Origin of the sequence: Amycolatopsis arida (assembly GCF_900115565.1) — a bacterium.
GTDB classification, from domain to species: domain Bacteria; phylum Actinomycetota; class Actinomycetes; order Mycobacteriales; family Pseudonocardiaceae; genus Yuhushiella; species Yuhushiella arida.
In genome coordinates this window covers 99898-123789 of record NZ_FOWW01000005.1, presented here as the reverse complement: position 1 = coordinate 123789, position 23892 = coordinate 99898, and the positions used below count along the sequence as shown (strand labels likewise).

The window sequence follows — 23892 nt, the reverse complement described above, 5'->3', positions numbered from 1 at the left end:
GTGACGGAACAGGGGATCGACGATCAGGAACACCCGCCGGAGCGGCACCGCGGGCCGGTGGTGCTGCGTCGGGAGCGGCAGGTCGAGGACTCCACCACCGACCAACGGCTGCTCGACTCGCGTGGCCCCAGCGACTGGGTGCACACCGATCCGTGGCGGGTGCTGCGCATCCAGGCGGAGTTCGTCGAGGGCTTCGGCGCGCTGGCGGAGGTGCCGCGCGCGGTGACCGTGTTCGGCTCCGCCCGCACCCCGCGCGACCACCCCGAGTACGAGCTCGGCCGGCGGATCGGCGCGGCACTGGCCACCGCCGGGTTCGCCGCGATCACCGGCGGCGGGCCGGGGTCGATGGAGGCGGTCAACCGCGGCGCGTCGGAGGCCGGCGGGCTGTCCATCGGGCTGGGCATCGAGCTGCCGTTCGAGCAGGGCCTCAACCCGTGGGTCGACCTCGGGGTGAACTTCCGGTACTTCTTCACCCGCAAGACGATGTTCGTCAAGTACGCGCAGGCGTTCATCTGTCTTCCCGGCGGGTTCGGCACGCTGGACGAGCTGTTCGAGGCGCTCACCCTGGTGCAGACCAAGAAGGTGACGAAGTTCCCGGTGGTGCTGTTCGGCAGCGCGTACTGGGGTGGCCTGCACGACTGGGTCCGGCGGACCGTGCTGGGCGAGGGCAAGATCGGCGAGCGGGACGCGGAGCTGCTCTACGTCACCGACGACATCGACGACGCGGTGCAGGTGGTGCTCGACGCGTACAAGGCGTGGGAGGACACCCACTGATGCGGCGAATCTGCGTGTTCTGCGGCTCGGCCGACGGCAGGGGCACCGGCTACGTCGAGGCGGCCGCCGCGCTCGGCGGGCTGCTCGCCAAGCGCGGGATCGGGCTGGTCTACGGCGGGGCCAGCGTCGGGACGATGAGCGTGGTGGCCGACGCCGCGCTCGCCGCCGGCGGCGAGGTGTACGGGGTGATCCCGCGGCAGCTGGTCGAGTGGGAGGTGGCCCACCACGGCCTCACCGAGCTGCGCGTGGTGGCCGACATGCACGAGCGCAAGGCGACGATGGCCGCGCTGTCCGACGCCTTCCTGGCGCTGCCCGGCGGGGCCGGCACGCTGGAGGAGCTGTTCGAGGTGTGGACGTGGGCCACCCTCGGGCTGCACCGCAAGCCCATCGGGCTGGTCGACGTCGACGGCTACTACCGGGGGCTGGTGGCCTTCGTCGACCACATGGTCACCGAGGGCTTCCTCCGGCCGGAGAACCGCGACCTGATCGCCGTCGACCCCGACCCCGCCGTGCTGTTGGACAAGTTCACCGGCTGACGTCCGGCGAATCCCCGGTACGGAACGCCCTGCGGTAAGCCGACGGCGTCGTGCGCATGGCCTTGGTGAAGTGGTGGCGGAACGTGGCCGTGCTGTCGAAGCCGACACCGCGGGCGACCACGTCGATCGAGGCCGTCGTGGTCTCCAGCGCCCGCAGGCTGGCCCGAACCCGCTGGTCGGTGAGCCAGCGAATCGGGGTGGTCCCGGTGGTCCTGGTGAAGTGCCGCAGGTAGCTGCGCGGCGACATGGCCGCTCGGCGGGCCAGGATGCGCACGGTGATGGGCTCGGCGAGGTGGGCCAGCGCCCATGCCATGGACGTGGCGATCCGGTCGTCGTCCGGGGCCGGCGGCACGGGAGCCTCGATGTACTGCGCCTGGCCCCCGTCGCGGTGCGCGGGCACGACGAGCCGCCGCGCGACCGCGTTGGCCACGGCCGCGCCGAAGTCGGTGCGCACGATGTGCAGGCACAGGTCGAGGCCCGCGGCGCAGCCGGCGCTGGTCAGCACGTCGTGGTCGTCGATGTAGAGCGGGTCCGGGTCGACCTCGACGCGGGGGTGGCGCGAGCGCAACAGCTCCGCGTAGCGCCAGTGGGTGGTGGCCCTGCGGCCGTCCAGCAGGCCGGCGGCGGCCAGCGCGAACGCCCCTGAGCAGATCGACACGATGCGCGCGCCGCGGCGGTGGGCCAGGCGCAGGGCGGCGACCAGCCGCGGGCTCGGCGTGGCGGTCACGTCGGAGACGCTGGGGACGACCACGGTCCCCGCGCTCGCCAGCGCGTCCAGCCCGTGCGGGGTGGACAGCGTCGCGCCGCCGAGGACCCGCAGCGCACCGGGCCTTTCCGCGCAGACGGTCAACTCGTACCAGTCGGTGTCGAGCTCCGGCCACCGCAGCCCGAACACCTCGATGGCGATGCCCGTCTCGAACGCGGACATGCCGTCGTAGGCCAGCACGGACACGGTGCGCCGGGGTGCCGCGCCCACGTCCCCGCCCATGGCGCGATCTTAACGAAACGTGGCGTCGGCGCCGGTCGAGCACGAGGTCCCGAACGGCCAGCATCGACCTCATGACGACGAACGAACTCTCCGGATTCCCCGCCGGCTGGGCGCTGTCCCGCACCGTCGACTCGCCCCAGGGCACCGTTCACTGGGACGTCTTCGGTTCCGGCCCGCCGATCGTGCTGCTGCACGGCACGCCGAACTGGTCCTACATCTGGCGCAAGGTGGTCCCGTCGTTGGCCTCCGAGCACCAGGTGTACGTGTTCGACTGGCCCGGTTTCGGCCGCTCGGACCGGTTCGCGGGGCAGAACATCTCCTGGGACGAGCAGCCGCGCCGCCTTCCCGAGCTCTTCGCGCACTGGGGCCTGGACGCCCCCATGGTCGTGGCGTTCGACTTCGCGGCCGTCTTCGCCCTGCGCGCGCACCTCCTGGAGGGGCTCGACGTCGGCGCGTTCGTCCTCGCCGACGCGGCCGTGATCCCGCCGTTCGTCACCGACTTCTCCCGGCTGGCCAGGGAGAACATCGGCACGATGCGGGCGCTGCCCGTCCACGTCGCCGAGGGGATGATCGCCGCGCACCTGGCGCGTACCACGCACCGGCCGATGGCGAAGGAGACGGCGGCGGCCTACCTGGCGCCGTGGCGCGGCGAGGAGGGGGTGGCCGCGTACTGGCGGGTGGTCGCCCGCTACGACGAGGACCTGGCGGCGCCACTGGTGTCCCGGCTCGACCGGCTGGCGGTCCCGACCCGGCTGCTGTGGGGCGAGCACGACGCCTGGTTCCCGGCGGACAAGGCGCGCGAGTTGGCCGCCGCGCTGCCGGACGCCGAGCTCAGGTTCATCCCCGGCGCGGGGCACTTCTCGCCGGAGGACGACCCGGCGGCGTTCGCCGAGGAGGTTCGCCGCTTCCACCGCGAGCTCGGCCAGCCGTAGGTTTCAGGCGGCGTCGCGCTCCGGGCGCGGGTGGTAGGTGTCCACGTACTCCTGGCCGGACAGGTCCAGGATCGCGGCCATGACCTCGTCGGTGACCGCGCGGCGGATCGCCGGCGCGGCCGCCAGTCCGGTGTAGCGGGAGAACTCCAGTGGCGCGCCGAACCGCACCTCGACCCTGGCCAGCCGGGGGAGCCGCGCGCCGACCGGTTGCACCCGGTCGGTTCCGGACAGCGCCACCGGCACCACCGGCGCCCCGGTCGCCAGCGCGAGCGCGGCCACCCCGGTGTGCCCGCGGTGCAGCCGGCCGTCGCGGGAGCGGGTGCCCTCCGGGTAGATGCCGAACACCTCGCCGGCCTCGAGCACCCGTCGGGCGGCCTCGAGCGCGGCCAGCCCGGCCTTCGCGTGGCCGCGCTCCACCGGCACGTACCCGAGCGCGGACACCAGGCCGGCCATCGCCCGACCGCGCGGGCCCCGGCCGGTGAAGTACTCCGCCTTGCCGAGGAAGCGCACCGGCCGCGGCGACACCAGCCCGAGCGCCGCGGTGTCCACCGCCGCGCGGTGGTTCGCGGCCAGCAGCACGGGTCCCTCCGCCGGGACGTGCTCGGCGCCGGACACCACCGGCCGGTACACGGCCCGCGCCAGCGGGCCCAGCACCGACCGGGTCAGCAGCTGCAGCACGTCTCCTCCACACCGGGTCGGGTCCCACATCCCAGCATGGCACGATCGACGGCGTGACCCCGGAGATCAGCGACTGGTTCGCCCGACGGACGTGGCAGGCGCCACGGTGGACGGCCGGTGAGCTGTGCGCGGCCAAGCGCGGGCGCACGGTGTCGGTGGTGTTGCCCGCGCTCGACGAGGAGCACACCGTGGCCGGTGTCGTCGGCTCGGTGCGCCCGCTGCTCGGGTCGCTGGTGGACGAGCTGGTGGTGATGGACTCCGGCTCCACCGACGGCACCGTGGCCGCGGCCACGACGGCCGGCGCGCGGGTGGTGCGCCGGGAGGACGTGCTGCCCGACCTCGCCCCCCGGCCGGGCAAGGGCGAGGTGCTGTGGCGCTCGCTCGCCGCGACCCGCGGCGACCTCGTCGTGTTCCTCGACTCCGACCTGGTCGACCCCGACCCGGCGTTCGTGCCCACCCTCCTCGGCCCGCTGCTCACCGAGCCGGGCGTGCACCTGGTGAAGGGCTTCTACCGCCGCCCACTGCGGCTGGAGACCGCCGAGCAGGGCACCGGCGGCGGCCGGGTCACCGAGCTGCTCGCCCGCCCGGTGCTCGGCGCCCTCCGCCCCGAGCTGGCCGGCCTGGTGCAACCCCTCGGCGGCGAGTACGCGGCCAGCCGGGAGCTGCTGGAGTCGGTGCCGTTCGCGCCCGGCTACGGGGTGGAGATCGGGCTGCTGCTCGACACCGAGCGCCGCTTCGGGCTCGCCGCGCTCGCCCAGGTCAACCTCGGCGTTCGCAAGCACCGCAACCGCTCGCTGCTGCAGCTGGGCGTGATGGCCCGGCAGATCCTCGGCACCGCGCTGGCCCGCTGCGGCGTCGACACGCCCGGCCCCGCCGCGCTGACCCAGTTCGTCCAGGTGGCCGGCGAGTGGCTGCCGGACACCACCGACGTCGAGGTGGCCGACCGGCCGCCGATGCACGAGGTGCTCGCCGCCCGCGGCCCCGGTCGCTGAGCGCGCCCGCCGGTGGGGTGTGTCACGATCGGGACGTGACCACCGCACTGATCTACCTCGTCGTCATGGTGCTCGTGGCGGCCGTGGTGTTCCTGCTCGCCTCGCTGGTCTTCGGCCGGGGCGAGGAGCTCGCCCCGCTGGCCCCCGGCAGCTCGCCCACCCGACTGCCCGCCGAGGGCATCACCGGCGAGGACGTCACCGCGGTGAGGTTCCAGCTCGTGCTGCGTGGGTACAAGATGTCCGAGGTCGACTGGGTGCTGGCGCGGCTGGCCGGGGAGATCGACGGCCTGCGCGCCAGGATCGCCGAGCTGGAGGCCGAACGGCCCGAGCCCGAGCACGACAACGAGCACGACAACGAGCACGAGGCCATGCGGGAGACGGAGCGGGAGGACGCTCGGTGACCGACATCATGGTGTCCGTCGAGGTCGCGGCGCCGGCCGGCACCACCTGGCTCGCGCTCACCGACTGGCCCCGGCAACGCGAGTGGATGCTCGGCACCGACGTGCGGGTGGTCGAGGGCAACGGCCGCAGCGTGGGCTCCAAGCTGGCCGCGTTCACCGGCGTCGGCGGCGTGGGCGTCACCGACACCATGGAGATCACCGGCTGGGAGCCCCCGGTCCGGTGCACCGTGCGGCACCTGGGCAAGGTGGTCCGCGGCAGCGGCGCGTTCCACGTGCAGGACCGCGGGCCGGACCGCTCGGTGCTCATCTGGTCGGAGCGGCTGGCCCTGCCGTTCGGCCCGCTCGGCCGGCTCGGCTGGCCGGTGGTGAAGCCGGCGTTCCTGCTCGGCCTGCGCTACTCACTGCGCCGGTTCGCCCGCTTCGCCGAGTCGTACTCGGTGGGCGCCGCATGACGGCACCCGCCGCGCCCGACGCCTTGCGGGGCGACGACGGTCTGTCCCGCTGCGCCTGGGGCAACACCGCGCCCGACTACGCCGAGTACCACGACGCCGAGTGGGGCGTCCCGCTGCGCGGCGAGGCCGCGCTGTTCGAGCGGCTGTCGCTGGAGGCGTTCCAGTCCGGCCTGTCGTGGCTGGTCATCCTGCGCAAGCGGCCGGCGTTCCGGCGGGCGTTCGTCGACTTTCGCCCGGAGCGGATCGCCGAGTTCACCGACGCCGACGTCGAGCGGCTGCTCACCGACTCCGGCATCGTCCGCAACCGGGCGAAGATCCGCGCCACGATCGCCAACGCCCGCGCCGTGGCCGGGCTCGACCAGCCGCTGGACGAGCTGCTGTGGTCGTTCGCGCCGCCCGCCGCCGGCCGTGCCCGGCCCCGCACCATGGCCGACGTCCCCGCGGTCACACCGGAGTCGACGGTCATGGCCAAGGCACTGAAGAAGCGGGGGTTCGTCTTCGTCGGCCCCACCACGTGCTACGCGCTGATGCAGGCCACCGGCATGGTCGACGACCACGTCGAGGGCTGCTGGCGCGCGGGTGTCACCGGCCGGTGAAGTCGGGCTTCCGCTTGGCGACGAACGCCTCCACGGCCTCGGTGTGGTCGGCGGTGGCGCCCAGCGCGGTCTGCGCGGCGTCCTCGGCGGCCAGTGCCTCGTCGAGCGTGCCGTGCGCCGCGGTGGCCAGCACGTCCTTGATCTTGGCGTAGGCGGCCGCCGGGCCCGCGGCCAGCTGGGCGGCCACCCGGTGCGCCCGGTCGGCCAGCTCCTCGTCCGGGACGACCTCGCCGACCAGCCCGATCCGCAGCGCCTCCTCGGCGTCGACCTTGCGGCCGAGCAGCATCAGCTCCTGCGCCCTGCCGTAACCGATCAGCCGCGGCAACGTCCACGACGCGCCCGAATCGGGGCCGAGGCCGACGCCGGCGAAGGCCATCAGGAAGCTCGCCGAGCGGGCCGCGATCCGCAGGTCGCTGGCGTAGGCGAAGGCGGCGCCGGCTCCGGCGGCCGACCCGTTCACCGCGGCGACCACCGGCTTCGGCATCGACGTGATCGTCCGAACGATCGGGTTGTAGTGCTCGGCGACGGTCCGCAGCGGGGAAGGGTCACCCGCCTTCAGCAGCCCGACGTGCTCCTTGAGGTCCTGGCCCGCGCAGAACGCCTTGCCGGTGCCGGTGAGCACCACCGCGCGCACGGCGTCGTCGGCCGCGGCGTCCCGCAGCGCCGCCAGCAACCGCTCCTTCAGCTCGACGGTCAGCGAGTTGTAGGCCTGCGGCCGGTTGAGCGTCAGCGTGCGGACGCCGTCGGCGTCGGTGACCGGTAACACGTCCTCGGTCGTCACGGTTTCTCCTGCCTGTCGAGTCTGTCAGGGCTGGTATCGGGGCTGCTGGGCGAGTTTGGCAGCCGGGCGAGCCGCATACCAGCACCTATGCAACACCAAAAGATCGGTCCGCGTTCGCGGCCGCTCGCTGATGAGGGAGAATGGTCACAACCCGGTTGCTTTGGCGGGCGCGACCCGGGCGCGCCGGTTGAGACGGAAGGGAACGCTTATGGCGGCCATGAAGCCCCGGACCGGAGATGGGCCCCTCGAGGTGACCAAGGAGGGTCGGGGCCTCGTGATGCGCGTACCCCTCGAAGGTGGTGGGCGCCTCGTCGTCGAGCTGTCCGCCGAGGAGGCCAAGGACCTCGGCGCCGCTCTCCAGGAGGCCACCAGCTGACCCGCCGCTGACCCGTTGCGGCCAGGGTCGCCACCCGACGCGGCCTGGCCGGTCCGTCGCGCCCGGAAACCGGGCGCGACGTTTCCCTGTCTGGAGGATCCCACATGGCGCGTACGCCGCTGCCCACCGTGCCCACCCGGCTGCTCGACGTCGAGGTGGCCGCCGTCCCGCGGCCGAGCGCGCCGCTGGCCACGGTGATCCGGCGGGGTGCCGACGGTGCGGTGGTCGCCGGACCGCACGCCGAGCTCGCCGAGGAGCTCGGGGCCACCGGGAAGGCCGGCGAGGTGCACGCCGTGCCCGGGGCGCGGCGGTGGCTGGTCGGTGTGGGCGACGGTGATCCGGGGAGTTACCGGGCGGCCGGCGCGGCCTTCGTCCGGGTCGCCGACGCCGTGGTGGCGGCCGGTCGGAGCCGGGCCGTGCAGGTCGAGCTGCCCGCCGGCGCGGACGCCGGGGACTACGCCGAGTTCGCCACCGGCGCGATGCTCGGCGGCTACCGGTTCCGGGTCACCGCGCGGGAGCCGGAGCCGAGGGTGCGCACCCTGCGGCTGCTGGCCCCGGACGAGGCGGCCGTTCCGGCGCGCACCGGCGCGGTGGACAGGGCGCGCCGGCTCGCCGCGGCCACGGCGCTGGCCCGCGACCTCGCCAACATGCCGTCCAACGTCAAGAATCCGGAGTGGCTGGCCAACGTCGCCCGCCGGCTCGCCGGCGACACGCCCGGGCTGACCGCCACCATCCGGGACCGGCGGTGGCTGGCCGAGCAGGGGTTCGGCGGGATGCTCGCGGTGGGCGGCGGATCGGCCAGCCCGCCGCGGCTGATCGAGCTGCGTTACCAGCCGCGCGGGGCCGCCGCGCACCTGCTGCTGGTCGGCAAGGGCATCAGCTTCGACACCGGGGGCATCTCGGTCAAGCCGGCCGAGGGGATGCACCTCATGCGCACCGACATGGCCGGCGGTGGCGCGGTGATCGCCGCGGTGTGGACGATCGCCGCGCTGCGGCTGGGCGTGCGGGTGACCGCGTTGGTGCCGGCGGCGGAGAACCACGTCTCCGGCTCCGCCTACCGGCCCGGCGACGTCGTTCGCCACTACGGCGGCACCACCACCCAGGTGCAGAACACGGATGCCGAGGGCCGGATGGTCCTCGCCGACGCGCTGGCCTATGGCGTGCGGCGGTTCCGCCCGGACGCGGTGGTCGACGTCGCGACCCTGACCGGCGCGATGAAGGTGTCGCTGGGGCTGCGCACCGGCGGGCTGTTCGCCACCGACGACACGCTCGCCGACCGGGTGCGCGCGGCGGGGGAGCGGGCCGGCGAGGCGTGGTGGCGGATGCCGCTGCCGGACGACCTCGCCGAGCAGGTGCGCGGTGAGATCGCCGACGTGCGGCAGACCCCACCCGGTCCCGGCGGCATCACCGCCGCGTTGTTCCTGCGCGAGTTCACCGACGGGCTCCCGTGGGCCCACCTGGACATCGCCGGCCCGGCCCGCGCGGAGAAGCCCTACGCCGAGGTGGTCCCCGGCGGCACCGGCTTCGCGGCGCGGACGCTGGTGGAACTGGCCGCCGGATACACCTGACCCGAGATCTACGTTCCGAACCGCGAGATCGACGTTCGGGGCCGTGAATCTACGTTCGGGACGGCGAGTTCTACGTTAAAGGGCACGGCGAGCTCGTTCGTCTTGTGTTGTGGCTCTGCTTCGGGTGTCCGTAGTGGGCTGAGTCCAAGAACCATTCCGGACGGGTGATTCCTACCCGCGGGTCGGCCTGCTTTGGTGGTCGCCACGGAATCACCCGTCCGGCCCGGGAATCGATGGTCGCTTTGGGTGGGTGGCCGACTTCGGTGGTCGTTTCGGTGCGGATCTCTCGTCACGAGAGGGGTCGTCTTGGTTGGGTTGGGAAGCCCGGGAGGGCCGGGTCGGTGCGCTTGTGTTGGCTCGAATGTAGTGTGTGGCTGCTTCCGTGCTTCAACCCGAGGCGCCTGCATCCATTCCCCTGCCCCGTGCCGATCCTGAGCCTCCGTACGGACGGTGGCGTCGGCCGCTGTCACACTGGGCGACCGGGGTGGGGAGGCTTCACCGAGGATCACCGGGATCACCGGAGATTTCGCCCGACCATTCGAGACCATTCGAGCCCGGCCATTCGAGTACGTGGTCGCGGAAGGCCCGCACCGCGGGAGTGAGCGGATCGGCGGCCGGCCAGACCAGGGCGATCTCCCTCGCCACCCTCGGGGTGAGCGGCAGCTCGACCACCCCCGCCGGCGGTTCCGGGGCGAACCGGGTGAGCAGCGCCACCCCCAGCCCGGCCGCGACCAGCCCGCGGACCGTGTCCGACTCCTGCCCCTCGAACGCGACGCTCGGCCGGAAGCCGGCCTCCGCGCACAGCTCGTCGGTGATCCGCCGCAGCCCGTAGCCCGGCTCGTGCAGCACGAAGTCGTCGCCGGCGAGCTCGGCGAAGCGCACCCGCCGCCGGCCGGCCAGGCGATGCCCGGAGGGGACCGCCAGGAACAGCTCCTCCTCGGCGAGCACCACCGTGGTCAGCGCGCCGTCGGCCGGTGGGGGCGACACCAACGCCAGGTCGATCTCGCCGCCGTGGAGCCGGTCGAGGACGTCCTGCCGGGAGCCCTGCACCAGGCCGAACCGCACGTGTGGGTGACTGGCCCGGAACCCCCGGACCAACTCGGGCACCAGCGACCGGCCCAGCAGGTGCAGGAAGCCGAGCACCACCCGCCCCCGCTCCGGGTCGATCTCCGCGCGCACCTGCCGCAGCCCGCCGGCCAGGGTGGTGAGCGCCCGCTCGGCGCTGGCGGCCAGCAGCGCCCCCACCTTGGTCAGCCGCACCCCGCGGCCCGCGGGCACGGTGAGCGGCGCGCCCACCCGCTCGGCGAGCGCGGCCAGCCGCCGGCTCGCGGTCGGCTGCGGCATGCCGAGCACCTCCGCCGCACGGGTGATGTTCGCCGTCTCCGCCAGCGCCCCGAGCAGTGCCAGCGCGGGAGCTAGCTCCGCGGCGAGCTGGGCGTCCTCCTTCTCATGCGACATGGTATGGATTATCCACTAGCACTGTATTGGACGTATGAGTCGTGCCCGCATTAACGTCCTGGCACGTGACTTCGGACGCGCGCCTCGCGCCGGAACCGGCGGCATCCCCGGCCCGCCACGCCCGCCGGGTCACCACGGCCGTGGCCGCGGCCGGCATCGCCTCCTTCGCGCTGCTCTACGCGCCCCAGCCGCTGCTGCCCCAGCTGGCCGAGCGGTTCGCGCTGGACCCCGGCGGCGCCTCGCTGGCCATCGGAGTGGCGACCGGCGCGCTGGCGGTGGCGGTGGTCCCGCTCGCCGCGCTGTCCGAGGTGATCGGCCGGCGCCCGGTCATCGTCGGCTCGGTGGTCGGCTCGGTGCTGCTCGCCGCCGCACTGTCCTGGGCTCCGTCCTGGCCGGTGTTCCTGGCGTTGCGCGCGCTGCAGGGCGCGGCGATCGCCGGCTTCCCCGGCGTCGCGGCCGCCTACCTCGCCGAGCAGCTCGGCCGGGACCGCCGTGGCGCGGGCGTCGCCGCCGCGGTCGGCGCGCTGGTGGCCGGCAACACGGTGGGTGGCATGGCCGGTCGACTCGCCGCCGGGCTGACCGCCGAGCCGCTGGGCTGGCACGGCGCGCTCGCCGTGGTCACCGGCCTCGCGCTGGTGTGCGCCGCGGTCACCGTCCGCGCGCTGCCCGCGGCGACACGGCCGACCCCCCGGGAGCGGCCCCGGGTGCTCGCCGGGCTGGCGGCCGCGCTGCGCCGGCGGGTGCTGCTCGCCCAGTACTGCGTCGCCCTGCTGGGGATGGGCTCCTTCGTCGCCCTGTACAACGCCGCCGGGTTCCGGCTCACCGCCGCACCGTTGGCGCTGAGCCCCGCGGTGGCCTCGCTGGTGTTCCTCGCCTACGCGATGGGCTCGGTGTCGTCGGTCGCCGTGGGCCGGGTGGTCGACCGGTTCGGCCGGGCCCGCTGCCTGGTCACCGCGCTGCTGGTCACCGTGAGCGGCGCGGCGCTCACCCTGCCGGACTCGCTGCCGCTGGTCGTGCTCGGCTTCGTGGTGTTCACCGGCGGCTTCTTCGCCGCGCACACCGTGGCCAACGGCTGGGCGGCCACCGCCGCGCCGGCCGAGGCTCGCGGGCAGGTGTCCGGCACCTACACCCTGGCCTACTACCTGGGCAGCAGCGTCGGCGGGACGATCGGCGGCGTCGTCTACGGCCACGCCGGGTGGGGCTGGCTGGTCGGGGCGATCACCGGGTGGCTGGGCCTGGCCGCGCTGGCGATCCTCGCGGTGCGCCGGTGACGGCGTCAGCGCACGGCCGCGGCGAGCAGCAGCCCGGTGCCGACCGGCAGCAGCGTCGGCACCAACCGCTCGTCCTCCCGCACCGCGCGGGCCACCTCGCGCAGCGCCAGCGCCTCAGGGTCGCGGCGGGCCGGCGGGACCCCCGGCACGTTGTGGAACACGATCACCCCACCGGGGCGCAGCAGCTGCACACCGTGCGTGGCGTAACCGGGGTACTCGACCAGCGCGGCGTCGACGAACACCAGGTCGTAACCGCCGGAGGTGAGCCGGGGCAGCACGTCCAGCGCGCGGCCCAGGATCAGCCGGGTGCGGCCGGGCGGGAACCCGGCCTCGACGAACGACGCCCTGGCCGCCCGCTGGTGCTCCGGCTCCAGGTCGATCGAGGTGAGCACGCCGTCGTCGACCATCCCGCGCAGCAGGTACAGCCCGCTCACCCCGGCCCCGGTGCCGACCTCCACCACTGCCCTGGCCCGCAGCGCCGCCGCCAGGAACGACAGCACGCCCCCGCAGGCGGGGTCCACCGCGGCGCAGCCCAGCTCCGCCGCCCTGGTGCGCACCGTCACCAGCGCCTCGTCGTCAGGAAGGCAACCCTCGACGAGCTCGCCGCCGTCGGCGACGCCGGTGAGGTGGGTCTCGGAGGTCACGCGGAGAGGTTACTGCGCGGCCGGCCGTCCCGGGCGACTCGCCACTCGCCGGTGTTCTCAGGCTCCTCTCAGTCCGGTCTCACTAGAACCATAAGGACACGGGAGACACTCGGTCTCGACAACGGGGAACACGCCACGCCGCCCGCGCGTTGGGGGAAGTAGTTGGGAGCCAGCCGATGGAGGTGCCTTCGCCACCCATGCAGAAGAGCCCGATGACCGAGCCCCCAGTGGTCGGTGCCCCCGTGGAGGCCGGGGAGGTGGCGTGGACGCCGCCGTCCTGGGACGAGGTCGTGCGCGAGCACGCCGACCGGGTGTACCGGCTGGCGTACCGGCTCGCCGGCAACAGCCACGACGCCGAGGACCTCACCCAGGAGACGTTCATTCGGGTGTTCCGCTCGCTGGCCTCCTACAAGCCGGGCACCTTCGAGGGCTGGCTGCACCGCATCACCACCAACCTGTTCCTGGACATGGCCCGCCGCCGCTCCCGCGTGCGGATGGAGGGGCTGCCCGAGGACACCGACCGCATCGTCGGTGACGACCCGAGCCCCGAGCAGGTGTACTCCGACGCCCACCTCGACCCGGACCTGCAGGCCGCGCTCGACGAGCTGCCGCCGGAGTTCCGGGCCGCCGTCGTACTCTGTGACGTCGAAGGGCTCTCCTACGAGGAGATCGGCGCCACCCTCGGGGTCAAGCTCGGCACCGTGCGGAGCCGGATCCACCGGGGGCGGCAGGCCCTGCGGGCCGCGCTGGAACGCCGCAAGGCGCTTCGGCACGAGTCGGAGGTCCGGGTATGACCGATCTCCGGGGCTGGGGACTCCCCGAGTCGCACCTGCTGCCGGACGCCGTCGTCGCGTTCGTCGACGGCGAGCTCTCCCTCGGCGCGCGGGAACGCGCCGCCGCCCACCTCGTCCGTTGCCCGTCCTGCGCCGCCGAGGTCGCCGCCCAGCGGCAGGCGCGGGCCGTGGTCCGCCGCGCCGAGGCGCCGGCCGTGCCGGCGAACCTGCTGGCCAACCTCCGCGCCATCCCCGAGCACACCGACCTGCCCAGCGCCCCGGACAACCTCGCCGTCACCGAGGACGGCCAGCTCGTCGCCATCCAGCGGCCCGAGCGGGTGGCCGGCCTGCGTTCCACCGAGCCGCTGGGCGGCGGGGCGCCGCTGGGCACCTCGGCGAACGTGCTGGGCAACGGGCCCCGGCTCGGCGCCGCCCGCCGGCGCACCGCGCAGGGCGCCGGCGTGGTCGTCTCCGGGATCGTGCTGAGCGCGCTCGCGCTGGTGGTCACCGCGAGCCTGGACGAGGACGGCACCCCCGAACCCGGTGGCGAGCCGCCCGCCAGTGTGCTCCGCGCGCAGTTCGGCGTCGCCCCGCAGACCCCGAGCCTCACGCCGAGCACACCGCCGGTGTCCACCACCACCCCCGTCGTCGCCGGTCCCCGGCCCTTCTGACCACCCCCACAGCCACTTCACCGTCGTGGGGGCACACTGTTCCCGTGCCCGGCGTGCATCCTGCGCACGCCCGAGGACCTGAACGCACGACTCGAGCCCGGGGAACGATGAACCAGCCGAACTCGGACCAGCCGGACCAGGAGGACCCCGCCGCGCGGGAGCGGCGGCTCGGCCCCCGGCCGATCGAGCGGCCCGCCGTGGACCCGGCGCTGGCCGCCACGTTCGGCCGGCCCCGCGGCGTGGCGGGCGCGTTCGACCGGCTGCCCGCACCGGGCACCCGCTCCGGCAACGGCGTCGCGGCGCCACCACCGCCGGAGTCCCTGGCCGAGGCGTTCGGCCGGCCACCCGGCGCCGAGGACGTGGTGCTCCAGCGCCCGCAGGACGACATCGCGCCCGCCGAGACCACCGAGCCCGAGGCACCGCTGTGGGCGGAGCCGACCGACCCGTGGCGGGACCCGGGCGCCGGCGCCGTGCTCGGCGGCCCCGCCGTGCCGGCCGAGGAGCGGGACGACGACTCCGCGGGCCGGCCGCGGGGGCCGCTGCTCAGCCTGCCCGAGGTGCTGTTCGGCCGCAGGGTCAAGCCCACCGCGCTCGCCCTGCTCGGCGTGGTCGCGCTGCTGGTCGGCGCGGCGGGCGGGCTGGTCGGCTGGGCGATCGCCGGCGCTGGTGACTCACTGACCGGCGAGCTGAACATCGCCGAGGCCACCGCGGCCAAGGAGCGGCCCGCCGGGTCGGTCGCCGACGTCGCCGGCAGGGTGGCGCCGGCGGTCGTGTCGGTCGAGGTGAAGGCCGGGCAGTCCGGTGGGGTCGGCTCCGGAGTGGTACTCGACCGGCAGGGTTACGTCGTCACCAACCACCACGTGGTGTCGCAGGCGGTGAAGGACCCGGAGACCGAGATCACCGCGGTGTTCACCGACGGCACCCGAAGCCAGGCGCGGGTCGTCGGCACCGACCCGAAGACCGACCTCGCGGTGCTCAAGGTGAACGTGGCCAACCCGGTGGTCATCCAGGTCAGCAAGTCGGCCGACCTCGCGCCGGGTGACACGGTGATCGCCGTCGGTTCGCCGTTCGGGCTGGAGAACACCGTGACCCAGGGGATCGTCAGCGCGCTCCACCGGCCGGTGACCGCGCCGGGCGAGAACGGCGACCCGCCGGTGACCTACGACGCCATCCAGACCGACGCGGCGATCAACCCTGGCAACTCCGGCGGCGCGCTGGTCGACGCCACCGGCGCGCTGGTGGGGATCAACTCGCTGATCCGTACGGTTGGCGGCGACGGTGAGGGCGGCAGCATCGGCCTCGGGTTCGCCATCCCGGTGGACCAGGTCGTGCGGATCAGCGAGTCGCTGATCCGGGACGGCCACGTCAAGCACGCCGACCTCGGGGTCAACGCCGCGTCGGTCGCGGCCAACACGTCCGAGGGCGCGCAGATCCAGAACGTCGTGGCCGGCGGGCCGGCGGACAGGGCGGGCATCGCCGAGGGCGACGTGGTCACCAGGGTGGGCGACCGGGCGGTGCGCAACGCCGCGGAGCTCGTCGTCGCGGTGCGGGAGCACGAGATCGGTGACGTGGTGCCGGTCCGCATCGTCCGGCAGGGCACCCCGCTGACCGTCGACGTGACGCTGGGCAGCGACTGAGCGGGGCCGTCGTGCGGTACCCAGGTGCCGCCGGGGGCGGGTACGCTGGCGTCGCACGGATCGGGTGAGGCGGAGGTCCGCAGGTGTTCGAGAGCGTTGGCTGGGGTGAGATCCTCGTGCTCATCGTCGCCGGCCTGTTCATCCTCGGCCCGGAGCGACTGCCCGACGCCGCGGCCTGGCTCGCCCGGAGCGTGCGGAAGGTCCGCGACTTCGCCACCGGCGCGCGGCAGCAGCTGCGCGACGAGATGGGGCCGGAGTTCGACGAGTTCCGCAAGCCGCTGGAGGACCTGCGCGGGCTGCGCAACTTCGACCCGCGGCGGGCGGTGACCCAGCACCTGTTCGACGGCGACCACGATCCGCTCGGGCTGAACGAGATCAACGGCAACGGCGGCCCCAAGCCCAACGGCTACCCCGCGTCCAACGGCTACACCGGCCCCACCCCGCAACCCGCCGAGCCCCTCAAACCGGGCGAGAAACCCCCCGTCGACCCCGACGCCACCTGACCCATCCCGCTGTGTCCGCGCCCCGCGATCACGCGATCGCGCCGCACGGCGCGGACACGCGCGCACCGAACGCGGACACGACATGGACAGCCGTGTCAGCGGCCGGCGGGGGTGACGTTCAGCATCTTGCCGGCCAGGCCACGGGCCCGGGTGGACAGCGCCGCCGCCGCCTCGGTGAGCACCTTCGCCGCCGGGGCGTCCGGCTCGGCGAGCACCAGCGGCACCCCGGCGTCGCCCTGCTCGCGCAGCCGCGGGTCCAGTGGCACCTGGCCGAGCAGCGGCACGGTCGCACCGGTCGCCTTCGACAGCGAGTCCGCCACCGTCTGCCCGCCGCCGGATCCGAAGATCTCCATTCGCGAGCCGTCCGGGGTCTCCAGCCACGACATGTTCTCGATCACCCCGGCCAGCCGCTGCCGGGTCTGCAACGCGATCGCCCCGGCCCGCTCGGCCACCTCGGCCGCCGCCTGCTGCGGCGTGGTGACCACGAGGATCTCCGCGTTCGGGATGAGCTGCGCCACCGAGATCGCGATGTCGCCGGTGCCCGGCGGCAGGTCGAGCAGCAGCACGTCCAGGTCGCCCCAGAAGACGTCGGCGAGGAACTGCTGCAGCGCCCGGTGCAGCATCGGCCCCCGCCACACCACCGGCGTGTTGCCCGGGGTGAACATCCCGATCGAGATGACCTTCACCCCGTGCGCCTGCGGCGGCATGATCATCTTCTCGACCTTGGTGGGCTTCTCCCGCGCCCCGAGCATCCGGGGCACCGAGTGGCCGTAGATGTCGGCGTCCACCACGCCGACGGACAGCCCGCGCCGGGCCATCGCCACCGCGAGGTTCACCGTCACGCTGGACTTGCCGACCCCGCCCTTGCCGGACGCCACGCAGTACACCCTGGTCAGCGAGCCCGGCTGGGCGAACGGGATGACCGGCTCGGCCGCGTCGCCGCGCAGCGACCTGCGCAGCTCGGCGCGCTGCTCGTCGCTCATCACGTCCAGCTCGACCCGCACGTCCCGCACCCCGGACAGCTTGCGCACCGCCTCGGTGGTGTCCCTGGTGATGGTGTCCTTGAGCGGGCAGCCGGCGACCGTGAGGTACACGGCCACGGTGACCAGGCCGTCGTCGTCCACCCGCACGTCCTTGACCATGCCGAGCTCGGTGATCGGCTTGTGGATCTCCGGGTCGTGCACGTCCTTCAGCGCGGTGCGGACCTCGTCGACGGTGGGGAGCTGCTGCGTGCTGGTCACTCCTGGAGCACCGACCTTCTCTAACCAGACGAACGGGTGTGCACCACCATGCTACGGACTGGTAGCGCCACCCGGTTTCGGCCCGCGGCGTGCGACGTCGAGGTCCTCGCGCAGCTTGTCCAGCTCGCCGCGCAGGTAGTCGCGGGTGGCCACCTCGCCGATCGCCAACCGCAGCGCGGCCAGCTCCCTGGCGAGGTACTCGGTGTCGGCCTTCGTCTGCGCGGCGCGCGCCCGGTCCTCCTCCAGCGCGACCCGGTCCCGGTCGTCCTGCCGGTTCTGCGCGAGCAGGATCAGCGGCGCGGCGTAGGCCGCCTGGGTGGAGAAGGCCAGGTTGAGCAGGATGAACGGGTACGGGTCCCAGCGCAGCCGCGCCGCCGTGAGGTTGAGCACGATCCAGACGATCACCACGAGCGTCTGCCAGAACAGGTACTTGCCGGTGCCGAGGAAGCGGGCCAGCCGCTCGGAGATCCGGCCGACCGTGTCCGGGTCGACGCTGATGGTGACCCTGCGGTGGCTGCGCGGCTGGTCCAGCCGACGCCGGGTGAGCAGCTCAGGCACGGTCGATGACCTCCTCGGTGTCTCCGCCGGTGCGGTCGCGCAGGCCGGTCTCCCGCCAGTCCTCCGGCAGCAGGTGGTCGAGTACGTCGTCGACGGTGACCGCCCCGACCAGGTGGTCGTCGGCGTCCACCACCGGCCCGCAGGCGAGGTTGTACGCGGCGAAGTACCGAGTGACCTCGGCCAGCGGCGCCGCCGGCGCCAGCGTGGGCAGGTCGGTGTCCACCGCGCTGGCCACCAACTCCGCGGGCGGGTCGCGGAGCAGCCGCTGGAAGTGGACGCAGCCGACGTAGCGGCCGGTGGGCGTCTCGGTGGGCGGCCGGCAGACGAACACCATGCTCGCCAGCGGCGAGGGCAGTTCGGGGTTGCGGATGTGTGCCAGCGCCTCGGCCACGGTCGCGTCCGGCGGCAGCACCACCGGCTCCGGCGTCATCAGCCCGCCCGCGGTGTGCGCCGAGTAGGTGAGCAGCCGCTTCACCGGCGCCGACTCCGCCGGCTCCATCAGGTCCAGCAGCCGGTTCTTGTCCGCCGGTGCCAGCTCGCCGAGCAGGTCGGCGGCGTCGTCCGGGCTCATCACCTCGAGCACGCGTGCCGCCCGCTCCTCGGGCAGGTAGGCGAGCAGTTCCTTCTGGTCCTCCTCGGGCAGCTCCTCGAGCACGTCGGCCAGCCGCTCGTCGTCCATCGCGTCGGCCACCTCGTGCCGGCGCTTGACCGGCAGGTCGCGCAGCGTCGCGGCGACGTCGACGGCCCGCATGGTGTCGAACAACATCAGCAGCCGGCCGGCGCCCTGCGGTTGGCCGGTGAGGTCGGCGAGGCCCAGCCCGGCGACCTCGGACCACGGCAGTACGCGGAGGGTCGAGCGGCGACGACCGAGCGCGAGCCGGCCACCGCGCTCCCGCACGGCCAGCCTGGCGAGCACCCAGTCTCGGGTGCGGGTCGGCTCCATGGCCGCGTCCACGACGGCGACCCTGGCGTCGGTGGCCGCGATCCGGGCGGGCGCGTCGACCAGCTGGCCGAGCACGAGTACCTCGTGCGGGCGCTGATGGAAGTGGCGCATGTTCACCGACCCCGTGGCCAGTGTCACCGCGCTGGCGTCGATGGCGGTGACCCGCAGCATCGGCACGAACACCCGGCGGCGGGTGCCCAGCTCCACCACCAGCCCCAGCACCCGCGGCGGCTGCTGGTCGAGGCGCAGGCCCACCACCACGTCACGCGCCTTGCCGATGGACTCGCCGTCCGGGCCGAAAACCGGCAAACCAGCCAGTTGAGCTGCGAAAACACGGTTGACGGCGGGCATGTGGCCCAGACTAGCCAGCGCCACCGGAGTACGCCCATCCGGCGATCCGCCGCACGGCCGCGAGCAGCCAGTCCTCCTCGCCGTCGGGACCGTCAGGATCGTCGGGCTCGTCCGCGCCGTCCTCGCCTTCGTCGTCCTCGTCGTCCTCGTCGTCCTCGTCGAGGCACCACAGCCAGTTGATCACCGCGCGCACCAGCGTCCACTCCCTGGCCAGCGCCGGGTCCAGCTCCGCGCCGGCGACCACCCACCCGAACCGCTCGTCCAGTGTGGACTCCGCAAGCCGGTTCCACAGCAGCGGGATCACGCCGAACTCGACGTCGCCGGCGATCGGCTTGGGGTCGATGACGACCCACGTCGCCGGGTCCTTCCCGCGGGCGAGCACGTTGTCGTAGTGCAGGTCCTCGTTCACCAGCAGGTCACCGGCGGCGGGGCCACGCGTGCGGCAGACCTCCACCGCGGCGTCGAGCATCGGCCGGGGCAGCGGGCGGTCGAGCTCCTCCCACAGCTCGGGCAACTCCTCGACCCACTCGGCGGCCTGCGCCCGGAGCGCGCGGCTCAGCGGCGGTGCCGGCACCGCGAGCCGGCGGAGCAGCCCGGCGGCGACGGCGGTGGCCGGCGCGACGGGGACGCCGGCGAGGGTCCGCTCCGGGTCCAGCCGCTCCAGCAGCAGCACACCGTCCTCCGGTGCGTTGGCCAGCAGTCGCACCGCGCCCTCGCCGCGCCACGCGGCCAGCGCGACCGGCTCGTCCCTGGTCTCCTCGTCCCGCCAGCTCAGCTTGAGCACCGCGCGGGTGCCGTCGACGCGGCTCACCGGCAGGACCAGCCCGACGTATCCGTGCATGGCCGGGCCGTCGAGGGTCAGCGACCACCGGCGGCAGTAGGCGCCGGCGAGCGCGGGCAGGGTGGCCAGCCAGGCGCGGCCCGGGGCGCCGGCGGCCGCCGCGACGTGGTCGGCGAAGGACTGGGGAACGATCACGTTCCCAGCCTGCCAGTGCCGAGGCGGTTCCGGCCGCCGGTCCCGGGCGTAGCATGGATCGACAGGGGTGAGCACCCGGGAGGTGCCATGCTGGCGGAGATCCTGGCCACCGTGGGGCTCGCCGGAGCGTTGTTGCTCGGGTCGAGCCTGCGGGTGGTCAAGCAGTACGAACGCGGGTTGGTGTTCCGGTTCGGCCGGGTGCACCGGCAGCCGAGGCAGCCGGGGCTCACCATGGTCATCCCGGGCGTCGACCACCTGCGCAAGGTGAACATGCAGATCGTGACGTTGCCGGTGCCCGCGCAGGACGGCATCACCAGGGACAACGTCACCGTGCGGGTCGACGCGGTGGTGTACTTCAAGGTCATCGACCCGGTGCAGGCCATCGTCGGGGTGGAGGACTACCGGTTCGCGATGGGGCAGGTGGCGCAGACGTCGCTGCGGTCGATCATCGGCAAGAGCGACCTGGACGACCTGCTGTCCAACCGGGAGCGGCTCAACGAGGGGCTGGAGCTGATGATCGACAGCCCGGCGCTGGGCTGGGGCATTCACATCGACAGGGTGGAGATCAAGGACGTCGCGCTGCCGGAGGCCATGAAGCGGGCGATGTCGCGGCAGGCGGAGGCCGAGCGCGAGCGGCGCGGCCGGGTGATCGCCGCCGAGGGCGAGCTGCAGGCGTCGGAGAAGTTGGCCAAGGCGGCGGCGACGATGTCCGACACCCCGGCGGCGTTGCAGCTGCGGTTGCTGGAGACCGTGGTCGAGGTGGCCGCGGAGAAGAACTCCACGCTGGTGCTGCCGTTCCCGGTGGAGCTGTTGCGTTTCCTCGACCGGTCGTCCCAGCGGGACCCGGAGGTGCCGGCGCAACCGGGGCCCGAGCAGGCGCGGGAGGTCGGGCGTGTCGCTGGCCACCCTGTCCCCGCCGACCAGCCCGGTCCCCGTCATACTCATCGGTAACCCAGCGCCGGTCGAGCGTGCCGGCGTCCGCGCCGAGTGACAGGAGCTGGCATGGCCCGCCTCGCCCAGACCGCAGGCTTGACCGACGTGCAGCAGGAGATCCTGGCGACCGTGCGGGCGTTCGTGGACAAGGAGATCATTCCGTACGCGCAGGAGCTGGAGCACGGCGACGTCTACCCCGCCGACATCGTGGCGGGGATGCGGGAGATGGGGCTGTTCGGGCTGACGATTCCCGAGGAGTACGGCGGGCTGGGCGAGTCGCTGCTGACGTACGCGCTGGTGGTGGAGGAGATCGCGCGGGGGTGGATGAGCGTCTCCGGGGTGATCAACACGCATTTCATCGTGGCGCACATGGTCAGCCGGCACGGCACGCCGGAGCAGCGGGAGCGTTTCCTGCCGCGGATGGCCACCGGTGAGGTGCGGGGCGCGTTCTCCATGTCGGAGCCGGATCTCGGCTCGGACGTCGCGGCGATCAAGACCAAAGCCACCCGGGACGGCGACGGCTACGTCATCGACGGCACGAAGATGTGGCTGACCAACGGGGGCACGGCGAACCTGATCGCGTTGCTGGTGCGGACCGACGAGGGGGCGCCCAAGCCGCACCAGAACCTGACGACGTTCCTGGTGGAGAAGCCCGAGGGGTTCGGCGAGGTGGCGCCGGGACTGACCATTCCCGGCAAGATCGACAAGATGGGGTACAAGGGCGTGGACACCACCGAGGCGGTGTTCGACGGCTACCGGATCGGCGCGGACAGGGTGCTCGGCGAGCGGCCGGGCAGCGGGTTCGCGTTCATGATGGACGGGATCGAGGTCGGCAGGGTCAACGTCGCGGCGCGGGCGTGCGGGATCGCGATCCGGGCGTTCGAGCTGGCGATCGAGTACGCGCAGCAGCGGCGGACGTTCGGCAAGCCGATCGCCGAGCACCAGGCGGTGGCCTTCAGGTTGGCCGAGATGGCCACCAAGGTCGAGGCGGCGCACCTGATGATGGTCAACGCCGCGCGGCTGAAGGACACCGGCGCGCGCAACGACGTGGAGGCCGGGATGGCGAAGCTCCTGGCGAGCGAGTACTGCGCCGAGGTGACCCAGGACGCGTTCCGCATTCATGGCGGGTACGGGTACTCGAAGGAGTACGAGATCGAGCGCCTGATGCGGGAGGCGCCGTTCCTGCTCATCGGCGAGGGCACCAGCGAGATCCAGAAGACCATCATCAGCAGGGGCCTCCTCCGCGAGTACAGGACCCGCGACTGAGTCGAGCGTCGACCTTCCCACACCGCGCTGATGACCCGGTTCCGGTTCCATGGCCACGATAGGGGTGGGGTGCCGCTCGGCTGTGGCCTTCGAATAGCGGTTACATGATGAAAGGCTCAGCGCAGGGTCGAAAGGGTGGGGAGATGAGTTGCGCCTGGAAGCGTGATTGCGGGTGGGAGCTGGAAGTATACTGCAACTCGGATGACTCACTGGTCGATGAGATTCAACTGGAGAACGTGGACCGCGAAAAGCTCGAGCAAGCCCTTGGAATCAGCATGACGACCCCTGATGGCTACCTGTTGAACGCCGAACAGGTGCGACCAGTTCTGTCGTTTGTTTCGGTGCGGGATCGCGACAAGGCGGAGGTGAACACTGCCAAATTCGCATATATCCTGGCGCCGTGTCTGATATAGAGTATGGACGTGTGCGATCGTTCGGCTGGGTAGGATCGCCAGCGCTCGTACGAAAGGCGTGATCGACAAACAGTGCCGGATTGAGTCAGAGCATGCAGTTTGTTCACTGGACTCTTTGCGGAGGCGTCGGCTCGGGTAGGGTGAGAGGGAGTGCGTTCCCGGTGTGGGATACGAGTAGCGGCCGTCCCTCGCCGGGGTGTTCGTTGGCGGTCGGGTTCGCGGGGCTGGCGTCCGTGCTGGCGATCGTGATCCACTTCGTGCAGATGTCGATTCCGGCCACGACGTACTGCTCCGCGGATTTCGGCCCGTACGGCCCACACCCTGCCGTGACGACCGTGGTCCAGCCGGCGATCCTGTTCGGTGCCTTCTTCGCGTTGCTGTGGGGATTCGAGTGGTCGAGCCGGCTGCGGTGGCCGATCCGAATGCTTGTCTGGGTGTTGTTGCTGCTGGCAGGGCTGGGGGTCGTGAAGCTGCCGTTGTCCGAGGTGGCGACGCAGTGCCTGCTGTTTTGACGCGCTTCAGTGGTCACATTGCGGAGGCGACCGAGAGTGGAGTGCCGGGTTCGCGTGGTTACGGCGGGCTTGGCAGGATGGAGGGCATCAGCTCCAACGAGGCATGGGTGATGCGCGTGACCGGTCCGTTTTCGTCGGGACGACCCGCGGGGCAGCCGCGGCTGCCGACTCCGCCGACCGGGTGGCCGATCGGCTCCTACGAGACCTACGAGGAAGCCCAGCGCGCCGTCGATTACCTTGCCGACAACGACTTCGCGGTGCAGGACGTCACCATCGTCGGCGTGGACCTGATGCTGGTCGAGCGGGTCATCGGTCGGTTGAGCTGGGGCAAGGTGCTCGGCACGGGCGCCGTCTCGGGCGCATGGTTCGGTTTGTTCGTCGGCCTGCTGCTCGGCATGTTCGGCAGCCAGGGCGTCGGCTACGCCCCGATCCTCGTCGGCCTCTTCTCCGGCGTCCTGTTCGGCCTCGTCTTCGCCGCCATCAGCTACGCCTCCACCCGCGGCCGCCGCGACTTCTCCTCCGCCAGCCAGCTCGTCGCCGGCCGCTACGACGTCCTCTGCCAACCCCGCAACGCCGAGCGGGGTCGCGATCTCCTCGCCCGGCTCGCCATGCGCGCCCCCGGCTCCTGACCGACCCATCGCGGCCAGCTCGCCACCCCACCCGTACCA

At 73.1% G+C, this 23892-nt stretch carries 28 protein-coding genes; 19 read left to right on the top strand and 9 right to left on the bottom strand.

Going from position 1 to position 23892, the window contains the following annotated elements; genetic code table 11:
• Together BM051_RS16245 and BM051_RS16240 are read left to right on the top strand one after the other, a co-directional pair.
• A complete protein-coding gene (locus tag BM051_RS16245) occupies window positions 1-774 on the top strand; it encodes an LOG family protein (protein WP_243859573.1) in 774 nt (257 codons plus the stop codon).
• Window positions 774-1310 carry an LOG family protein gene (locus tag BM051_RS16240; RefSeq protein WP_092531009.1) on the top strand — a complete coding sequence of 179 codons (537 nt, stop codon included), beginning with the start codon at window positions 774-776 and terminating at the stop codon, window positions 1308-1310. The genes BM051_RS16245 and BM051_RS16240 overlap by 1 nt, the downstream gene beginning before the upstream one ends.
• Here the strand turns inward: BM051_RS16240 and BM051_RS16235 are convergent.
• Window positions 1300-2298: a helix-turn-helix domain-containing protein gene (locus BM051_RS16235; protein WP_092531008.1), complete on the bottom strand. Its 999-nt coding sequence runs from the start codon at window positions 2296-2298 to the stop codon at window positions 1300-1302. The genes BM051_RS16240 and BM051_RS16235 overlap by 11 nt on opposite strands.
• Window positions 2299-2369: 71 nt before the next feature.
• On the opposite strand from BM051_RS16235, the gene BM051_RS16230 reads away from it, so the two are divergent.
• Window positions 2370-3230: an alpha/beta fold hydrolase gene (locus BM051_RS16230; protein WP_092531007.1), complete on the top strand. Its 861-nt coding sequence runs from the start codon at window positions 2370-2372 to the stop codon at window positions 3228-3230.
• A gap of 3 nt (window positions 3231-3233) precedes the next feature.
• Here the strand turns inward: BM051_RS16230 and BM051_RS16225 are convergent, their stop codons facing one another.
• The gene (locus BM051_RS16225; protein WP_092531006.1) at window positions 3234-3908 is read right to left on the bottom strand and encodes a lysophospholipid acyltransferase family protein; all 675 of its coding nucleotides are present in this window, start codon (window positions 3906-3908) and stop codon (window positions 3234-3236) included.
• A 53-nt stretch (window positions 3909-3961) separates the two neighbouring features.
• On the opposite strand from BM051_RS16225, the gene BM051_RS16220 reads away from it, so the two are divergent.
• The 4 genes from BM051_RS16220 to BM051_RS16205 are packed head-to-tail and all read left to right on the top strand — an operon-like array spanning window position 3962 to window position 6349.
• Window positions 3962-4900 (top strand): glucosyl-3-phosphoglycerate synthase, encoded by a 939-nt coding sequence (locus BM051_RS16220; RefSeq protein WP_243859572.1) that lies wholly within the window; start codon window positions 3962-3964, stop codon window positions 4898-4900.
• 35 nt (window positions 4901-4935) lie between these two features.
• Complete coding sequence (locus BM051_RS16215; protein ID WP_092531005.1) at window positions 4936-5301, top strand: DivIVA domain-containing protein; 366 nt, start codon at window positions 4936-4938, stop codon at window positions 5299-5301.
• Window positions 5298-5753: an SRPBCC family protein gene (locus tag BM051_RS16210; RefSeq protein ID WP_092531004.1), complete on the top strand. Its 456-nt coding sequence runs from the start codon at window positions 5298-5300 to the stop codon at window positions 5751-5753. The genes BM051_RS16215 and BM051_RS16210 overlap by 4 nt, the downstream gene beginning before the upstream one ends.
• Window positions 5750-6349: a DNA-3-methyladenine glycosylase I gene (locus BM051_RS16205; protein WP_092531003.1), complete on the top strand. Its 600-nt coding sequence runs from the start codon at window positions 5750-5752 to the stop codon at window positions 6347-6349. The genes BM051_RS16210 and BM051_RS16205 overlap by 4 nt, the downstream gene beginning before the upstream one ends.
• Here BM051_RS16205 and BM051_RS16200 read toward each other — a convergent pair.
• Window positions 6336-7130 carry an enoyl-CoA hydratase-related protein gene (locus tag BM051_RS16200; protein ID WP_092531002.1) on the bottom strand — a complete coding sequence of 265 codons (795 nt, stop codon included), beginning with the start codon at window positions 7128-7130 and terminating at the stop codon, window positions 6336-6338. The two genes, BM051_RS16205 and BM051_RS16200, sit on opposite strands and share 14 nt — an antisense overlap.
• A gap of 208 nt (window positions 7131-7338) precedes the next feature.
• On the opposite strand from BM051_RS16200, the gene BM051_RS16195 reads away from it, so the two are divergent.
• Together BM051_RS16195 and BM051_RS16190 are read left to right on the top strand one after the other, a co-directional pair.
• Window positions 7339-7506, top strand: a complete 168-nt coding sequence (locus BM051_RS16195) for a DUF3117 domain-containing protein (RefSeq protein ID WP_009152618.1) — start codon at window positions 7339-7341, stop codon at window positions 7504-7506.
• 104 nt (window positions 7507-7610) lie between these two features.
• Entirely contained in the window at window positions 7611-9074 is a 1464-nt protein-coding gene (locus tag BM051_RS16190) for a leucyl aminopeptidase family protein (protein WP_092531001.1), read from the top strand.
• Window positions 9075-9569: 495 nt separating this feature from the next.
• Here the strand turns inward: BM051_RS16190 and BM051_RS16185 are convergent, their stop codons facing one another.
• Window positions 9570-10532, bottom strand: coding sequence for a LysR family transcriptional regulator (locus tag BM051_RS16185; RefSeq protein ID WP_092531000.1), 963 nt, complete (start codon window positions 10530-10532; stop codon window positions 9570-9572).
• A gap of 140 nt (window positions 10533-10672) precedes the next feature.
• Here BM051_RS16185 and BM051_RS16180 point away from each other — a divergent pair, with 140 nt between their 5' ends.
• Window positions 10673-11803: an MFS transporter gene (locus BM051_RS16180; RefSeq protein WP_092531247.1), complete on the top strand. Its 1131-nt coding sequence runs from the start codon at window positions 10673-10675 to the stop codon at window positions 11801-11803.
• Window positions 11804-11808: 5 nt separating this feature from the next.
• Here the strand turns inward: BM051_RS16180 and BM051_RS16175 are convergent, their stop codons facing one another.
• The gene (locus BM051_RS16175; RefSeq protein WP_092530999.1) at window positions 11809-12447 is read right to left on the bottom strand and encodes an O-methyltransferase; all 639 of its coding nucleotides are present in this window, start codon (window positions 12445-12447) and stop codon (window positions 11809-11811) included.
• A 176-nt stretch (window positions 12448-12623) separates the two neighbouring features.
• Here BM051_RS16175 and sigE point away from each other — a divergent pair, with 176 nt between their 5' ends.
• From sigE to tatB, 4 genes are all read left to right on the top strand, one after another.
• The gene (gene sigE, locus BM051_RS16170; protein WP_092530998.1) at window positions 12624-13241 is read left to right on the top strand and encodes an RNA polymerase sigma factor SigE; all 618 of its coding nucleotides are present in this window, start codon (window positions 12624-12626) and stop codon (window positions 13239-13241) included.
• The gene (locus BM051_RS16165; RefSeq protein WP_092530997.1) at window positions 13238-13891 is read left to right on the top strand and encodes an anti-sigma factor family protein; all 654 of its coding nucleotides are present in this window, start codon (window positions 13238-13240) and stop codon (window positions 13889-13891) included. The genes sigE and BM051_RS16165 overlap by 4 nt, the downstream gene beginning before the upstream one ends.
• Before the next feature lie 107 nt (window positions 13892-13998).
• The gene (locus BM051_RS16160; protein WP_092530996.1) at window positions 13999-15528 is read left to right on the top strand and encodes a S1C family serine protease; all 1530 of its coding nucleotides are present in this window, start codon (window positions 13999-14001) and stop codon (window positions 15526-15528) included.
• Window positions 15529-15611: 83 nt separating this feature from the next.
• A complete protein-coding gene (gene tatB / locus BM051_RS16155) occupies window positions 15612-16031 on the top strand; it encodes a Sec-independent protein translocase protein TatB (RefSeq protein ID WP_092530995.1) in 420 nt (139 codons plus the stop codon).
• A gap of 95 nt (window positions 16032-16126) precedes the next feature.
• Here tatB and BM051_RS16150 read toward each other — a convergent pair whose 3' ends face one another.
• The 4 genes from BM051_RS16150 to BM051_RS16135 are packed head-to-tail and all read right to left on the bottom strand — an operon-like array spanning window position 16127 to window position 20100.
• A complete protein-coding gene (locus tag BM051_RS16150; protein ID WP_092530994.1) occupies window positions 16127-17272 on the bottom strand; it encodes an Mrp/NBP35 family ATP-binding protein in 1146 nt (381 codons plus the stop codon).
• A 51-nt stretch (window positions 17273-17323) separates the two neighbouring features.
• Window positions 17324-17830, bottom strand: coding sequence for a DUF1003 domain-containing protein (locus BM051_RS16145; protein WP_092530993.1), 507 nt, complete (start codon window positions 17828-17830; stop codon window positions 17324-17326).
• Entirely contained in the window at window positions 17823-19124 is a 1302-nt protein-coding gene (locus BM051_RS16140) for a magnesium transporter MgtE N-terminal domain-containing protein (protein WP_092530992.1), read from the bottom strand. The genes BM051_RS16145 and BM051_RS16140 overlap by 8 nt, the downstream gene beginning before the upstream one ends.
• A gap of 10 nt (window positions 19125-19134) precedes the next feature.
• Complete coding sequence (locus BM051_RS16135) at window positions 19135-20100, bottom strand: aminoglycoside phosphotransferase family protein (protein ID WP_243859570.1); 966 nt, start codon at window positions 20098-20100, stop codon at window positions 19135-19137.
• A gap of 87 nt (window positions 20101-20187) precedes the next feature.
• Between BM051_RS16135 and BM051_RS16130 the strand changes: the two genes are divergently transcribed.
• The 5 genes from BM051_RS16130 to BM051_RS16115 all read left to right on the top strand — a co-directional run bounded on the left by BM051_RS16130 (window position 20188) and on the right by BM051_RS16115 (window position 23853).
• Entirely contained in the window at window positions 20188-21051 is an 864-nt protein-coding gene (locus BM051_RS16130; protein ID WP_092530991.1) for a slipin family protein, read from the top strand.
• Between the two features lie 51 nt (window positions 21052-21102).
• Entirely contained in the window at window positions 21103-22299 is a 1197-nt protein-coding gene (locus BM051_RS16125) for an acyl-CoA dehydrogenase family protein (protein ID WP_092530990.1), read from the top strand.
• Window positions 22300-22442: 143 nt separating this feature from the next.
• On the top strand, window positions 22443-22712 hold the full coding sequence (locus BM051_RS28505) for a DUF7683 domain-containing protein (RefSeq protein ID WP_134046183.1): 270 nt from the start codon (window positions 22443-22445) through the stop codon (window positions 22710-22712).
• 203 nt (window positions 22713-22915) lie between these two features.
• Window positions 22916-23224: a hypothetical protein gene (locus tag BM051_RS16120; RefSeq protein ID WP_092530989.1), complete on the top strand. Its 309-nt coding sequence runs from the start codon at window positions 22916-22918 to the stop codon at window positions 23222-23224.
• Window positions 23225-23334: 110 nt separating this feature from the next.
• A complete protein-coding gene (locus BM051_RS16115) occupies window positions 23335-23853 on the top strand; it encodes a general stress protein (protein ID WP_092531245.1) in 519 nt (172 codons plus the stop codon).
• Window positions 23854-23892: the final 39 nt, after the last annotated feature.